16 protein-coding genes are annotated in these 14,155 nt (G+C 69.2%); 10 read left to right on the top strand and 6 right to left on the bottom strand.

The window, feature by feature from the left end:
• The first annotated feature begins 2 nt into the window (after positions 1-2).
• From ACY34J_RS07015 to ACY34J_RS06985, 7 genes are all read left to right on the top strand, one after another.
• Complete coding sequence (locus tag ACY34J_RS07015; RefSeq protein ID WP_462725430.1) at positions 3-1,052, top strand: anthranilate phosphoribosyltransferase; 1,050 nt, start codon at positions 3-5, stop codon at positions 1,050-1,052.
• On the top strand, positions 1,045-1,923 hold the full coding sequence (trpA, locus tag ACY34J_RS07010) for a tryptophan synthase subunit alpha (protein WP_462725431.1): 879 nt from the start codon (positions 1,045-1,047) through the stop codon (positions 1,921-1,923). The genes ACY34J_RS07015 and trpA overlap by 8 nt, the downstream gene beginning before the upstream one ends.
• Positions 1,924-1,925: 2 nt before the next feature.
• Positions 1,926-2,300 carry an ectoine synthase gene (locus ACY34J_RS07005; RefSeq protein ID WP_462725432.1) on the top strand — a complete coding sequence of 125 codons (375 nt, stop codon included), beginning with the start codon at positions 1,926-1,928 and terminating at the stop codon, positions 2,298-2,300.
• Between the two features lie 11 nt (positions 2,301-2,311).
• Positions 2,312-3,457 (top strand): acyl-CoA dehydrogenase family protein, encoded by a 1,146-nt coding sequence (locus tag ACY34J_RS07000; RefSeq protein ID WP_462725433.1) that lies wholly within the window; start codon positions 2,312-2,314, stop codon positions 3,455-3,457.
• Positions 3,454-4,200 carry a phosphoribosylanthranilate isomerase gene (locus ACY34J_RS06995; protein WP_462725434.1) on the top strand — a complete coding sequence of 249 codons (747 nt, stop codon included), beginning with the start codon at positions 3,454-3,456 and terminating at the stop codon, positions 4,198-4,200. Before ACY34J_RS07000 ends, ACY34J_RS06995 begins: the two co-directional genes overlap by 4 nt.
• Positions 4,197-4,928: an indole-3-glycerol-phosphate synthase gene (locus ACY34J_RS06990; protein ID WP_462725435.1), complete on the top strand. Its 732-nt coding sequence runs from the start codon at positions 4,197-4,199 to the stop codon at positions 4,926-4,928. The genes ACY34J_RS06995 and ACY34J_RS06990 overlap by 4 nt, the downstream gene beginning before the upstream one ends.
• Before the next feature lie 126 nt (positions 4,929-5,054).
• Entirely contained in the window at positions 5,055-5,933 is an 879-nt protein-coding gene (locus ACY34J_RS06985) for an alpha/beta hydrolase (protein ID WP_462725436.1), read from the top strand.
• A 49-nt stretch (positions 5,934-5,982) separates the two neighbouring features.
• On the opposite strand, the gene ACY34J_RS06980 is transcribed toward ACY34J_RS06985, so the two are convergent.
• The 3 genes from ACY34J_RS06980 to ACY34J_RS06970 are packed head-to-tail and all read right to left on the bottom strand — an operon-like array spanning position 5,983 to position 8,682.
• A complete protein-coding gene (locus ACY34J_RS06980) occupies positions 5,983-6,621 on the bottom strand; it encodes a DUF6875 domain-containing protein (RefSeq protein ID WP_462725437.1) in 639 nt (212 codons plus the stop codon).
• Positions 6,618-7,262 carry a hypothetical protein gene (locus ACY34J_RS06975; RefSeq protein ID WP_462725438.1) on the bottom strand — a complete coding sequence of 215 codons (645 nt, stop codon included), beginning with the start codon at positions 7,260-7,262 and terminating at the stop codon, positions 6,618-6,620. The genes ACY34J_RS06980 and ACY34J_RS06975 overlap by 4 nt, the downstream gene beginning before the upstream one ends.
• Positions 7,249-8,682 carry a pyridoxal phosphate-dependent decarboxylase family protein gene (locus ACY34J_RS06970; protein WP_462725439.1) on the bottom strand — a complete coding sequence of 478 codons (1,434 nt, stop codon included), beginning with the start codon at positions 8,680-8,682 and terminating at the stop codon, positions 7,249-7,251. Before ACY34J_RS06970 ends, ACY34J_RS06975 begins: the two co-directional genes overlap by 14 nt.
• Before the next feature lie 165 nt (positions 8,683-8,847).
• Here ACY34J_RS06970 and ACY34J_RS06965 point away from each other — a divergent pair, with 165 nt between their 5' ends.
• Positions 8,848-10,290, top strand: a complete 1,443-nt coding sequence (locus ACY34J_RS06965) for a multicopper oxidase family protein (RefSeq protein WP_462725440.1) — start codon at positions 8,848-8,850, stop codon at positions 10,288-10,290.
• 13 nt (positions 10,291-10,303) lie between these two features.
• On the opposite strand, the gene ACY34J_RS06960 is transcribed toward ACY34J_RS06965, so the two are convergent.
• The gene (locus ACY34J_RS06960) at positions 10,304-10,783 is read right to left on the bottom strand and encodes a J domain-containing protein (protein WP_462725441.1); all 480 of its coding nucleotides are present in this window, start codon (positions 10,781-10,783) and stop codon (positions 10,304-10,306) included.
• A gap of 247 nt (positions 10,784-11,030) precedes the next feature.
• Between ACY34J_RS06960 and ACY34J_RS06955 the strand changes: the two genes are divergently transcribed.
• Positions 11,031-11,501, top strand: a complete 471-nt coding sequence (locus ACY34J_RS06955; RefSeq protein ID WP_462725442.1) for a hypothetical protein — start codon at positions 11,031-11,033, stop codon at positions 11,499-11,501.
• Here ACY34J_RS06955 and ACY34J_RS06950 read toward each other — a convergent pair whose 3' ends face one another.
• Positions 11,502-11,894, bottom strand: a complete 393-nt coding sequence (locus ACY34J_RS06950) for a peptidoglycan-binding domain-containing protein (RefSeq protein WP_462725443.1) — start codon at positions 11,892-11,894, stop codon at positions 11,502-11,504.
• A gap of 1,052 nt (positions 11,895-12,946) precedes the next feature.
• Between ACY34J_RS06950 and ACY34J_RS06945 the strand changes: the two genes are divergently transcribed.
• Complete coding sequence (locus tag ACY34J_RS06945) at positions 12,947-13,477, top strand: TerD family protein (RefSeq protein ID WP_462725444.1); 531 nt, start codon at positions 12,947-12,949, stop codon at positions 13,475-13,477.
• 76 nt (positions 13,478-13,553) lie between these two features.
• Here ACY34J_RS06945 and ACY34J_RS06940 read toward each other — a convergent pair whose 3' ends face one another.
• Positions 13,554-14,054: an inorganic diphosphatase gene (locus ACY34J_RS06940; protein ID WP_462725445.1), complete on the bottom strand. Its 501-nt coding sequence runs from the start codon at positions 14,052-14,054 to the stop codon at positions 13,554-13,556.
• Positions 14,055-14,155 lie beyond the last annotated feature (101 nt).

The raw sequence follows: 14,155 nt of genomic DNA, 5'->3' as shown, positions 1-14,155 counted from the left end.
CGGTGCATGACGCAGTCACCGGTCTCCTCGAGCGGCGCGCGGTGGTCGAGCGCGAGACCTGGCGGTCGCTGTGGGACCAGCTCGGCGACAGCGGGCTCGGCAAGGAGCAGGCCGTCGTCCTGCTGGCGTCCCTGACCACGCGCCTTCCCGGCCATGAGACGCTGCGCAATCTGCTGGACTCGCTCGCCGAGCGGCGCCCGGCCTCGCCGGCGGGGCCGTGGCCCGGCACCGTCAACGTGGTCGGCACCGGAGGAGGACCCAAGACCTTCAATATCTCCACCGCCGCAGCGTTCGTCGCCGCGGCCATGGGCGTACGGGTCGTCAAGACGGGCTCCCGCGCCTACACCAGCGTCCTGGGCTCCGTCGATCTGCTGGAACGTCTCGGCGTCCGGCTGACCGGTTCCTACGAGGAGACCGCCGAGACCCTGCGGCGCCACGGCATCGCGTTCGCCGGGCCATTCGTCTATCCGGCCGAACTGGCCCGGCTGGCCCGGAGCATCATGCCGCTGAGCATGCGTCCCTTCGGCCGCTTTCTCAACGCGCTCGGGCCGTTCTTCGCGGATCTGCCCGTCACCGCACAGGTCACCGGCGTCTCCGCCACGATGCCGCTGCCCGAACTGCGGGCCCTCGCGGGAGGGATCCGGGGCCGCGTCGTGTGGCTGTGCACCAATGACCACGGCGCCGATGAACTCCTCAGCTTCGCCAACAACGTCATCCATGTGAACGACGGCCAGGAGGTGTACCTGGAACCCACCCGGTTCACACCGGACGACGGCGGGCTCGACGAGCTGCGCCCGGTGTGGGATCCCACGGCGGCCGTAGGCCACTTTCTGGACGTCATCTCCGGCGCGGCCGGCGAGATCCCCACCCGCACGGTCGGCCTCAACGCCGCCGCGCTGGCCATGGCGAGCGGGCACTGTGACGACTGGTCGACGGCCGTCGCCGCCGCCGAGGATGCCATGACCAGCGGCGCGGCCCGCGCGCTCGTGGAGCGGATGCGGGCCGAGCGCCCGCGCCGCCTTGTGCCCAGGGGTGAGGCGCTCCATGGCTGAACAGCCGGCGACGGCCGACCGGGCGCGGGCCCGCACCGCGCGGTTGCCCCGCAGCCTCTTTTTCGCGCACCGGCCCACCGACTGGCCGGGCCTGGCCCTGTTCCTGAACGCCGGTGATCCACCTCTCGACGTCCTGGCGGACCTCGTCACGATGCTTGATGAGGAGGGCGTCGACTGCCTTGAACTGGCCGTGCCCTTCCCGGACTCCGTCACCGACGGACCTGTGATCCGGCGCTCGGCGCGGCGCGCCCTGGACCGGGGCGTGGGGTTCGATGACGTCCTGGCCTTCGTCGCCCGCGTACGTCCCGGGCTGCGCCGGCTGCGGATCGCGCTGCTCGCCGACTGGAGCCACTCGCTCAAGCACCGCGATCTCGCCGCGGCGGCCGGTGACGTCGCCGCCGCGGGCGTGGACGGTTTCCTCGTCCACGCCCTGCCGCCCCGGCTGCGAGCCCGGTACTACACGGCGACCGGCGAAGCCGGGCTGCCTGTGGTCACCACCTGCTACCGGCAAAGTCCGCCATCGACCATGGCGGAGGCGGCCGCCCATGCCTCCGCGTACCTCTATCTCGTCGCGCACTACGGACGCAGCGGGACCGCGCCGGCCGCCGGTCATGCCACGCTCGCCGGCACCGTATCCGCGCTCCGCGCGCACACCACCTCCCCGGTCGCGGTGGGCTTCGGGGTCCGTACACGGGCCGATGTGCGAGCCGTCCACGCCTGCGGCGCCGACGCCGTGATCGTCGGCTCCGCCGGTGTCTCCCTGGTCGAGAACGCCCTGACCGGGCAGCGCGACGTCATCGTCGGCTTCCGCGACTTCGTCCAGTCCCTCACCTCAGCGCGTGCCGCTGGATCTGACACAACCAGGAGTTGAGCGTGATCATCCGCGATTTGCACAATGTGAAAACCGTCGACTGGGGCAACGGCCTGAGCAGGCGCTTCCTGCTGCGGTCCGACGGCCTCGGGTACACGCTCACCGACACCACCGTGCGGGCCGGCACCAAGTCCCGCCTGGAGTACCGCAACCACCTCGAGGCCTGCTACTGCATCGAGGGCTCCGGCGAGGTGATCGAACTCAACGGCACCACGCACCCCATCATGCCGGGCCGGATGTACGCGCTCGACCAGCACGAGGCCCACTACCTCGTGGCCGGCCCGCATGAGGACCTGCGGCTGGTGTGCGTCTTCTCCCCGGCCCTGCACGGTGACGAGGTGCACCGGCTCGACGAGCACATCTCCTCCGCGTACTGAAGGCGGTCCTCGTGATCCGATGGAGCACCGACCAGGCCGAGTTGCGCGACGCTCTGGCCCGGTGGGGCGAGGCGCTCAGCGCCGACCACATAGCACGGGACGAACAGGCCACGTTCTCCTGGGAGAAGTGGAAGCTGATCCAGCAGACCGGGATCCTCGCCCTCCCCTTCGACGAGCGATGGGGAGGGCTCGGCCAGTCCCTGCTCACCACCCTGTACGTCCTCGAAGGGCTGGGCGAGAACTGCCGTGACGGTGGGCTGAGCTTCTCGGTGACCACGACCATGGCCAGCACCGGCGTCCCGGTGGAGAAGTTCGGCACCGCCGCGCAGAAGGAGCGGTATCTGCCCCTGATCTGCTCGGGCGAGGCGATCGGTGCCCACGCCATCACCGAGGCCGAGGGCGGCTCCGATGCCCTGGCCATGACCACCCGAGCGGTCAGGGACGGCGACCACTTCGTCCTCCGCGGCAGCAAGACGTTCGTCAGCAACGGCCCCGTCGCCGATGTGTTCGTCGTCTACGCCCGTACGCACCCGGACGGCGGGCCGCTCGGCATCACCGCGTTCCTCGTCGACCGTGGCACCCCGGGCCTGACGATCGGCAAACCGATCAAGAAGATGGGACTGCGGACCTCGCCGCTGAGCGAGCTGTACTTCGACGACTGCCGCATCCCCGCCACCCAGGTCCTCGGCCGTGTCGGCGGCGGCTTCCTCGTACTCGACCACGTGATGAAGCGGGAAGTCCTCTTCTCCTTCGTCGTCAACGCCGGGGAGATGCGGCACCGGCTGGAGCGCTGCCTCGATTATGCGAAGACCCGCCGTGCGTTCGGCAAGCCGATCGGGTCGTACCAGGCGATCGCCAACAAGATCGTCGATGCGAAGATCCAGCTGGAGACGTCCCGGAAGTGGCTGTACGACACCGCGGAACGCCTCACGGCCGGTGAGGATGTCACCGTGGACCTGGCCATCGCCAAGCTGGTGACCAGCGAGAGCAATGTGGCGACCAGCCTGGCCGCCGTGCAGATCTTCGGCGGCCACGGTTACATGGCCGAGTACGGGCTCGAGAAGGACCTGCGCAACGCCGTGAGCGGCACCATCTACTCGGGTACCACCGAAATCCAGTACAACCGCATCGCATCGATGCTGGGACTGGGCACATGAGCCACGCGCCCACCACCCCGCTTCCGGCCGGCTCCTTGGGCAGCGTCCAGCCCCAGCGGGTGCTCAAGGTCTGCGGCGCCACGGCCGCCGACGACATCGCGACGCTGGCGGCCGCCGGAGCAAACTGCGCCGGGCTGTGGCACGGCGTACCCGGCGGCCATGCCGATCTGCCGGAGGGTGAGCTGGCCGCACTCGCGGCGGCCGCCCGCGCCACCGGCCGGCTCGAACCGGTGCTGGTCACCTTCCTGAGCGACCCCGAGGCCATCAGCGCCATCGCGCTGCGCACGGGCCTGCGCTGGCTGCAACTGCACGCCTTCCAGCCGCCCGCCGTCGTACGGGCACTGCGCGCAGCCCTGCCCGGCGCCGTCCTCGTCAAGGTCCTGCATCTTCGGGGCGGTGACTGTCTGGAGCGCCCGCTGATCGGAGCCTACGAACGCGCGGGCGCCGACCTCTTCCTGCTCGACACGGCCGCCGAGGACGGCCGGATCGGCAGTACGGGACAGCCGCTGTCCGAGCGCGACGTCCTGGATCTCACCCACCGCTTCACCCTGCCATTCCTGCTCGCCGGGGGACTGACACCGCACAACCGGCCTGACTACGCGTCCGTCGTCCGGCACCCCCGCTTCCACGGCATCGACGTCGACAGCGCAGCCCGTAACGACCGGGGACGCTTCACGGCGCCCGCCATCACCGGCCTGGCCCGGGCCTGGCGGACCGGACAGCACCAGGAGGAGAAGACATGAGTTCCCGCTTCATCGAAGCCCTGCTCGCCGCCGACCGGCCGCTGGTCATGGAGGTCAAGCGGCGCAGCCCACTCGGCACCGACCTCCTCTCCGGTCGCACACCCGCCGAGATCGTCTCCGGCTACGAAGCCTTGGGCGCGCCCTGCATCTCGGTGGTCACCGGCCGCTGGTTCGGCGGCACCCCGGACCTGCTGCGCGACGTGGCCCGGCTGACCGACCGGCCGCTCCTGCAGAAAGACTTCATCACCCGGCGCGACCAGCTGCACACCGCCAAGGAGCTCGGCGCATCCGCCGTTCTGCTCACCGCGGGCCTGCTGCCCAGGCCGGCCCTGCGCGCCCTGGTCACCGCCTGCCTGAACGCCGGCCTCACCCCCTTCGTCGAAGTGACGAACGACGCCGAACTCGACGCCGTGCCACACGCCGACGAGTGCGTGATCGCCGTCAACAACAAGGACATCAAGACCAAGGAGCAAGACCCGGGCGACCTGGGCCGCAGCTTCGCTCTCCTGCCCTCCCTCATCGCCGCCGGCACCCCCTGCCCGGTCAGCGCCAGCGCCATCGACGGCCCGCACACCGCGGCCCGCCTGCTCGACGCGGGCTACGCCGGGCTGCTCATCGGTACCGCACTGCTGCGCAGCCCCAACCCACAGAGCTGGCTGACCGCCCTGGACCGGTCACGGACGCCCACCGAGCCGACGCTTCACCCGGCTCCGGCCCAGGCGGGCTGATGCCCTGGGGAACGGCCGGACCCTGTTCCGCCCTTGATCCGGCCTGACCCGTCGTACCGCAACCGGCCATGCCGGCACACCCGCTCCAACCGGCCGCACGGCCCTACCCCTGGAGTACCGCATACGATGACCGCTCCCGTGTACGCCGGGCACCCTCCCCCAGTGCGCGCCGTGACCCTCGACGCCGACGGCATCCAGCTTTCCGGCCTGCTGGCGGAGCCGGACCAGGGCACCGAGCCCAGGGCGTTGATCGCCGCCGTCCACGGCCGGTCCATGCGCGCCGGCTACTTCCACGGCCAGGCCGACCCCAGTGTCTCGCTGCTCACGCTCGCCGCGAGCCTCGGCTATACCGTGCTGGCTCTGGACCGCCCCGGTTACGGCTTCTCCGCACGCCAACTCCCCCAGGGCCAGACCCTTGCGGAGCAGTCCACGACCCTGCACGCGGCGCTCGACTCGTTCGCCCGCACCCACGCCACCGGGGCCGGGCACTTCTTGCTCGCCCACTCCTATGGCGGCAAAGTCGCCCTGCGCATCGCGGCGGATGACAGCAGCGGCAAACTGATCGGCCTGGACATCTCCGGCTGTGCCCAGCAGTACGCCCCCGAGGCGGCGCACTTCCCCGCCACCCTGGGCGGCGGAGCCTCACGGCTGAACTGGGGTCCGCTGCACCTGTATCCGCCGGGAACCTTCCAGCAGAGCCGGGCCCTGCTGGCCCCGATGCCCCGGCGCGAGGAGCAGGAGACGGTGGCGTGGCCGCTGCGCTATCCCTCTGTCGCCGCCCGCGTCCGCGTCCCGGTGCGGCTCACCTTCGCGGAGCACGAACGGTGGTGGCAACTCGAGGACGAAGCGCTCGCCGCGATGACCGCGCACCTGACCGCTTCCCCGTATGTGCGCGTCGACCACCTGCCCGAAGCCGGACACAACATCAGCCTCGGCTGGGCGGCCCGCGCCTACCATCTGCGGGCCCTCGCCTTTCTTGAGGAGTGCCTGCTGCGCGCGCGGTGAACACCGCGGTGCCCGTATCCCGGATACGCAGGACACGGGCACCGTCGCGTCAGGACACCACTCGGCTCACCAACTGGTCACGGATGCGCGGCGGTATCGCCGGAGCGAACCGCTGAAGGTAGAGGTCCATGTGTGCGTACTCGCCGGCCAGGAACGGCAGATCGAAGACGAGCAGCCGCCGTACAGCGAGCAGCGGCACCGGTGCCCGGAGTGGCCGGAACTCAGGGTTCCAGAGCCCCGGTTCATCGCAGACGGGATGAAACTGCCCGATCATCAGCCCCTCGGCGACGAACTCGTCCTTCGCCTTGCGCTGCAGCTCATCCAGCGCACTCGAATCCGAACGGTCCAGGTGCGGCAGCACCATCAGCAGCGTCAACAGCTCCCCGTCGTCGTCGCCGAGCCGCTCCGACAGCCGCTCGTACCAGGTACGCAGCCGGGCCACGGCCCCCGACAGGTCCTCATCCGCCGCCCCGGCCACGGGCATCGCCAGCAGGAACAGCTCCTTGCGCAACGATGGCTGGGTATACGGGCACACCGGCCCGCTGCGCCCCAGATCCGGATGGCCGGAGACCAGGAACTCCCTGCTCCACTGGAGGACTTCACGCAGATGTCGAAGGTGGCCGGCCGGCGGATCAGCGCGATCCACCTCACTCGGCGACCAGATGAGGAGCTGTCCGTCTCCCCTCACTGGGGATCCCTCCACAGCGGACGCAGCGTAGGCCCGCCGTGCGGCAGCACGATGTCCTGCCCGAGCCGGGTGAACCCGAACCGCCGGCACGTTGCCTCACCGCCCGGCGAGCTTGCCTCGGTGTACACACCGCACCCCTGCGCGTCCGCACGCGCGACCACATCTGAGAGCAGTGCCGTCATCAGACCGCGGCGCTGCGCCGAGGGCCGCGCCGCCCCGAACCCCGCGTAGTAGTGGGGCTTGCGCACCGGATGGTGCTCCGCCTGCAGCCGTACGATCGTCATCAGCGCGTCGATGTCGTCACCGACGACGGCGGCGAACCGCCGCTGCAGCCCATCCCCCCGCTCCTCGACCTCCTCCCAGGCGCCGGGCGGCAGGTACAGCAGCACCGCATCGCGGTCCGGTGTGGTGGACACCCCGTCATACCCGTAGGACACATCAAGGAATATCCGGAAGAAGCCGGGCAGGATTCGCGTCCGGCGCTCGTCGTCGGGAAACAGCCATCTGGTCAGCGGATCGTTGTGGAACGCTTCGGCCAGCAGGCCGGCCAATGTATCGGCATCCGGCCCGGACGCCGGGAGTACCGCACCGCCGGGGCCGGAGGCGGCTGCGGTAGGTGACCGGACGTCATTCGAATCCAAGGGACTTCCCTCCAAGCAGACCAAGACGAACGGGCCGGGACCGAGCGCTGCTGTCACCGAAGGCGGCGAGCTGCTCCACCCGGGCGTGCAGCTGGTCAAGACACAACTCGGTCTCCGGCTTCATGAGGACGCTGCGCATCACCCGCGCCGCATCAGCGTCACGAGCCACGCCGGGATGACGGCGCACGAACGCGTCGGCATCCGTGCGCAGCACACTGAGAAAGACCTGCTCCTCTGCGGCGTACATCCCGTCGTGCAGCAGCCGCACCGACGCCTCGTCGATCGCGGACAGCGCTGCGGGCCGCGTCACCGGGAAGTAGTTGACGATGTCGAGGTCAGGACGCTGGTAGAGCTCCAGTGCCTCCGAAGCCTCCAGCAGATCCGCCCAGCGCAGCGCCGCACGGCGGCTCGCCGCCAGCATCGCCCCGAAGCCGTGCGGCGTCAGCGGCAGCAACCTCAGCGTCAGCCACAGTCCGGCGGCCGCGGCGCCCGCGCGCGAGCACTCCAGGCTGATCTCGCCCAAATGCAGCTCGGACTCGGTGAAATACGTGTAGGGCGAATCGTGCTCGAAGAAGCGCCGGCTACTGGGATCGGGGAACAGCACCGCGCCGCACCCGTACGGCTGCAGCCCGTGCTTGTGTGGATCGACCACCACCGAGTCGCACTGCGCGATCGCCCGCCACGGCTCCGGATCGATCCCCGCCGGCACCTCCGGCCGAGCCAACAGTGCGTAGAAGCCGCCGTATGCCGCGTCCACATGCACCCGGGCGCCATGGCTCCGGGCCAGCGGCACCACCTCGTGCACCGGATCCACCGCTCCCAGACCCGTGGTCCCCGCGGTCACCACCACCGTGCCCACCCGACCGGTCGCCAGAACGCGCTCCAGAGCGTCCAGATCGATCCGCCCATGCCCGTCGGCGGGCACCTGATGCCCCTCGACGCCCAGCACATGACACATGCGCTCGTGCGTGTAATGGCACTCGGAGCTGTACGCCACGCCACGGCCTGGATGCGACTGCCGCGCCACGTACAGCGCCTCGAGGTTCGCCATGGTGCCGCTGGTCGTCAGATGCCCCACATGCGCGGTGAAGCCGAACATCTCTGCCAGCGCGGCAACGCACTCGTGCTCCATCTCGGTGGTCGCCGGGCCGCCTTCAGCCGCATGGTTATTCGGGTTGAGCAGCATTGCCGTGACATAGCCGACGACAGCCGCCGGATGCGGCGGCTTGACCATCTGGCCTGCGTATCGTGGGTGAAAGAACGGGTAATTGTTTTCGAGCCGTTTGGCGAATTCACCGAATGCGGAGGCAAAGGCTTCCTCGCCCACGGAGTGCGAGGGATGCGCCTTGTACGGACCGAACTTCTCACTCCATTGTTCGATCACATCCACCGCGCGCGGCAGCCAGTACCGAAGATCCACGATGAGCCTTCCCAGGCGCGCGATTCGGACTCAGTACGTATACGGGGAACGCTGCAATCTACCCGCAACACCGGTATCTCACGGCTTTTTTGCATGCCTCTTGCGAGCAATCGGATGTGCTGAGCGACGGAAGGGTGACTCGCCAAGCCGGACAGGAAGTGTGCCATGGTGACCAGACGCAAGGTGCTCACAGCGGCCCTCGCCACCTCGGCCGCGGGGCTGTTCACCAGTGCCGCCCTCAGCCCGCTCATCGGCGCGCGCAGCGCCCGGGCCGCGGTAGCGACCGCGGTGCCGTTCCAGGTGGCGATGCCTGTCCCGCCCGTGCTCACCCCTGACTCCACCGCCGGTGGAACCGACACCTACAACGTCTCCATCCGGCGGGCGTACAAGGAAATCCTGCCGGGCATGGTGACCGAGGTCCTCACCTACAACGGCAGCTTCCCGGGCCCCACGATCAAGGCGAGAACCGGGCGCCCCGTCGTGGTACGGCACCACAACTTCCTTGACACGCCTGCCAATGTGCACCTGCACGGAGGCCGCGTGCCGGCCGACAGCGACGGCGCGCCGATGGACACCATCGCCCCCGGTTCGGCCCGGACGTACAGGTACCCGAACCAGCAGTCACACGCCTCCCTGTGGTTCCATGACCACGCACACCACTTGGAGGCCGAACACGTCTACCGCGGCCTGTCCGCCTTCTACTTGCTGACCGATGACATCGAGCAGGCACTGCCCCTGCCCTCCGGCCCGTACGACATCCCGATCGCGCTGCGCGACGCACGCTTCGACGGGTCGGGACAGCTCGTCTACGCCATGGACGACGCCCTGGGCCGTACGACGATCCTCGCCAACGGCAAGCCGTCACCGTATGTCGAGGTGGCCGCACGGAAATACCGGTTCCGTCTCCTCAACGCGGCCAATCTGCGGTTCTTCAACCTCCGCCTCGCCGATGGCAGCCCCATCGTGCAGATCGGGTCCGACGGCGGCCTCCTCGAACGCCCCCACACCACGGATGCCGTGGCCCTCTCTCCGGCGGAGCGCGCCGACATCGTCATCGACTTCTCCCGGTACCCGGTCGGCACCCGGCTGGTGCTGGAGAACACCCTCGGTCCCGGCCCCGCCGACCAGGTCGGCATCGTCCTGCGCTTCGACGTCGTACGCACCGCCGCTGACCGCAGCAAGGTCCCGAGCGTCCTGCGAACCCTGCCCCAGCCGAAGGAGCCCATCGTCCGCCGCACCATCGAGCTGCATATGGACGAGGACGGGCGAGCCAACCCGAGCGGCTTCTTGAACGGCAAGACGTTCGATCCCGACCGCATCGACACCCGCGTCGCGTTCGGCAGCACCGAGCTCTGGACCATCACCAACACCAATCAGCTCGTCCCGCACAACTTCCACATGCACCTGGTGCAATTCCGGGTCCTGGAGCGCGATGGACAGCCGGCCGGCCCCTCGGAATCGGGTTTGAAGGACACCGTCCGCGTACTGCCCGGCGAGACGGTGAAGGTCCTGGCCACCTTCAACAGCTACCGCGGGACCTACGTCTACCACTGCCATCTGCTGGACCACTCGGCCATGGGCATGATGGCGCAGATGAGTGTCGAGTGATCCCAGACGCGGTTCACCGCCAGGGATCCCGCTCCCACATCCACCGGAAGAGCTGGTCGAGCAGGCCGTAGGCGGTTCGCTCGTGCCACATGAGGTCCATACGGACAGGGCCGACCCGCAGCGACACCGAGTGCAGCGCATCGAGCAGGCTCTCCGCCGCGTACGGCCGGACCGTGGGGGACTGCCAGCCGGGGGCATCGGTTGTGTGGGTGACGCGGACGGGTACCGGCTGGCCGGGCGGAGCCTGGTCCCCGCGGTAGTCGCGGCGGGCGCGTGCAGCGTCATAGGCCGCGCGCCGCTCGGGGTCGTGGAGGGTGTTGTAGGCGTCCACGACCTCGGTGAAGTCTTCCTGCGCCGATGACCGGCCGGGATGGGCGTCGGGGTGCAGGGTGCGGACCAGCCTGCGGTAGGCCGTGGTGACCTGCTGGGCCGATGCGGAGGGATCGACGCCGAGCACCGCGTAATGATCGCGCCGGGGTCGCTCCTCTGGCATCGTCCTCACCTCCTCCCGGCCGGTGGGCCCGGCGGCCTGCGGATACCGAGACAACCTCCTCGAAAGTCTAGCCAGACCTTCGGACAAATATTGTCAAGATGGCCCATATAAGGCTCGGGCGCCTGGGTGGCCTCCGCCTGCTCGGGTCCCTGACCTGCGCCTCCGTTCCCGGGCCGACAGGGCGGCCCGGAATGGGTACGCCGACCCCAAGGTGCGCAACAGCGGACCACGACATGGGGGTGCTGCGATGGCGCGACTGAGACTTGACGGTGACGACCTGGTGCTCCGCCTGGCGTGGTGGGAAAAGATCGCGGCTCGGCACAGGAATGTGCGCCTTCCCCTGGCAGCGGTGGCGCAGGTGGTGATCGAACCGGACTGGTGGCGCGTCCTGCGCGGAGTACGGGTCCGGGGCGTGCTGATCCCTGGCGCGCTGTGTCTGGGAGTGTGGCGGCACCCTTACGGTCAGGACTTCCTCGCCCTGCGCCCACGGCGAGGGCCCGCTGTCTATGCCGACCTGCACCGACCGTCACCGTTCGCCCGCATCGCCGTGTCCACCGCGCAGCCGCAGAACGGGGCGGCCGCGATTCGACTGGGTGCGCGGCCGGCCGGCCCCGACGGCCGACGGGGCTTCCAGGGCATCCCCTTCGCCGCCCCGCCGATGGGAGGCGGCGAAGGCGCCCGCCGCGGCCCGCCGCACGGCGAACCTCACAGGCGCTGACTACTTGGTTCGCGACGTCAGGGCGCTGCGAGTGTTGTCGCCGTAGACGCCGGTCTCGTCGCCGCGGATGCCGTACCACTTCTGGAACCTGGCCACGGCTGCCCGGACCTCCGCGTCGTAGCGGCCATCGATGGGGCCGCCGTAGATGTTCGGGACCTGACGCAGACGTACCTGCAATTCGTACACGCCATGGCCGCTGTCGCCCTGGCGCAGCACGCCCGTGCCCGGGATCTCGGGCAGCCGCTGGTTCAGTTGTCCGGAGGGCGGGTTCGGGACGGCCTGTGCGGGGTTGTCGGGCGGCGGCTGGTCCAGTTGCTCGGAGGACGCGGAAGGCACCACCGATGTGGGGTTGTCGCCGGCCAGCAGCGGAGAGGCGAGGAGCAATCCGCTCACCGCGCCCAGTCCGAAGGCTCCCGCGACACGCGTGTCCCGCCGGCTGGTGAAGCGCCGCCATCCTCGAGTGCGCTTCTTCGCGTGCGCGCGGGTCCTTGGCCGTGGCGGTGACACCTCCGAGGCTGAGGCGACGAGTTGGTCCGGGGACGGGGCGGGGCGTTGGGAGGTAGCCGACGGGCTGGTGTCCGCGTCCGGGCCGGTCCTCCGGCGAGCGCCCTCCCGCGGGGGAGCCGGGGGCAGGAGGGTCACGGGCGCGGCGTGTTTCGGGCCTTCGCCACTCGCCGTCGGCGGCTGCCCCGTCAGTGGCGGCGGAACGGTCTCCAGATGCCTGCCGCGCGACCACAGCGGCTCCACCACGAGATCCTCGGGAGCGTCGACCTGGCGTGCGTCACCGGTTCCCAGCGGCTCTACTGCAGACGGCCCGATGGCGTACGGACGACCCGAATCCAGGACCTCGGGCCCACGCTCCACCGGCTGTGTCCGCGGGGGCGGGGGCGGAGCAGGGCTCGAGAAGAGGGTCCGGGTCGGAGGAATGAAGGCGTCCCAGGCCGGTTCGCCGTGTCGTGGCCAGGACGGTGGCGGGCTCTCGGCCCAGCCCTGCCGCTCGTCGAACGCCTGGAGGAGGTCGGCGCGTGCGGCGTCCAAGCCGTCCAGCACGGCCTGAAAGGAGTCCCAGATCTCTTGCGCCGTATCAGGACCTGAACCGTAAGCTCGCTGCGGTTCGGTGTCGTTGAATCCCACCGGCAGTCCTCCTCAACCAACGTCCGGATCCGTGACGCGCAGCTGGGCCGCACGAGTCCGGTTCCGCTGTCTCGTTGTGAGGCGATACGCAGCCCGTGCGGCCTTGTCTCATCCCGACGTCCGGAGTGGAGTCCACATCTGGCCGATCCGCTTGAGGAGTTGACCACCGCGGCAGCCCCGCGGGGCGCTGAACGACCGTGCGCGCGCTGCGCATGCCCGAGCAGTAACAGCGGGCGGCGCCGTACCACACTGCATCCGGGGTAGAGGATCGAGCAACGCGCATCAACCCGGTTCCCAGGAAAGGAAATCTGATGAGCAGTCTCAACAAGGGGTTAAGAAAGGTCGAGGTGAAGCTGGAGTGGGATCCCAGCCCCTCCGGTACACCGGACCATGATCTCGATCTCATCGCTGCGACGTATGCTGCGGACGACCCGTACGGCGACCCCGCGTACCTCGTCCACTTCGACAGCCGATCGCCTGACGGCACCATTACCCTCAACAGGGACAGTCAGACCGGTCAGGGCTTCGGCGCGGACGAGGCCATGACCCTGCAGCTGGACCGATTGGCTCCCGCATACGCGCGCGTGGTTGTGGGCGTGGCCATCCAGCAACGCGGTGGGCGGAAGACCTTCGGTGACGTAGCGAACACCCGTGTCCGGATCCATGAGGGGTATACGGAGCTGACGGAGAGCGACTTCGCCAGTGTCTCGGGAGCCACAGCCGTAACCGTCGCGGAGTTCACCCGGGCCGCCTCGGGCGATTGGGAACTCCGCAAGGTGATGCACGGATTCGACGCCGACCCGAATTCCTTTGCCAGGCTGATGGGCAGAGACCATTCCTGAGCACACGTCAGCTGCGGGCGGTCACCGGGCACGCGTCCGGGGCCGCCCGCTGGTCGCCGTGCGATCCGCCAGCTGCTCACGCATGCAGGGCACCGGGCATCTCGGCAAGCCGCTTACGGGAGGCATCAATCTCGGCATACGCCTGATCACGGCCCTCCCAGTGGGAGCCTTCGACGGACTTGCCCGGCTCCAGGTCTTTGTAGACCTCGAAGAAGTGGGTGATCTCCAGTTTGTCGAACGTAGGGAAGTCGTCGATGTCCTGATACATGTCATAGCGCGGGTCGTGCGCTGGGACACACAGGACCTTCTCGTCCATGCCCTTCTCATCGCGCATCACGAACATGCCGATGGCCCGGCACTCGATGGCGCACCCCGGAAATGTCGGCTCACCCACGAGGACCAGGGCATCCAGCGGGTCGCCATCGCCGCCCAGGGTGCCGTCGATGTAGCCGTAGTCGGCGGGGTACTGCGTCGAGGTGAACAGCATCCGGTCCAGGCGGATCCGCCCCTGCTTGTGGTCCATCTCGTATTTGTTGCGAGACCCCTGCGGTATTTCCACAATGACGTCGAATTCCACCGCAGCCTCCTAGCCCATCCATTTTCTATATATTTTTCACATTCCTCCGTGAGGCGTCGCGTTTTCCGGGTGCCCCGTGACGCGTCGCACGAACCGGACAC

It is taken from the genome of Streptomyces sp. HSS9-12, from assembly GCF_054963655.1.
Note: the sequence above shows the minus strand (reverse complement) of the source record. Positions and strands in the feature narration are given on the sequence as shown.

What these genes read in the sequence shown, in the direction of transcription:
- ACY34J_RS06960 (WP_462725441.1), bottom strand. Translation starts at nt 10,783, where the DNA reads ATGCCAGAGGAGCGACCCCGGCGCGATCATTACGCGGTGCTCGGCGTC.
- trpA (WP_462725431.1), top strand. Translation starts at nt 1,045, where the DNA reads ATGGCTGAACAGCCGGCGACGGCCGACCGGGCGCGGGCCCGCACCGCG.
- ACY34J_RS06965 (WP_462725440.1), top strand. Translation starts at nt 8,848, where the DNA reads ATGGTGACCAGACGCAAGGTGCTCACAGCGGCCCTCGCCACCTCGGCC.
- ACY34J_RS06955 (WP_462725442.1), top strand. Translation starts at nt 11,031, where the DNA reads ATGGCGCGACTGAGACTTGACGGTGACGACCTGGTGCTCCGCCTGGCG.
- ACY34J_RS06985 (WP_462725436.1), top strand. Translation starts at nt 5,055, where the DNA reads ATGACCGCTCCCGTGTACGCCGGGCACCCTCCCCCAGTGCGCGCCGTG.
- ACY34J_RS06990 (WP_462725435.1), top strand. Translation starts at nt 4,197, where the DNA reads ATGAGTTCCCGCTTCATCGAAGCCCTGCTCGCCGCCGACCGGCCGCTG.
- ACY34J_RS06995 (WP_462725434.1), top strand. Translation starts at nt 3,454, where the DNA reads ATGAGCCACGCGCCCACCACCCCGCTTCCGGCCGGCTCCTTGGGCAGC.
- ACY34J_RS06945 (WP_462725444.1), top strand. Translation starts at nt 12,947, where the DNA reads ATGAGCAGTCTCAACAAGGGGTTAAGAAAGGTCGAGGTGAAGCTGGAG.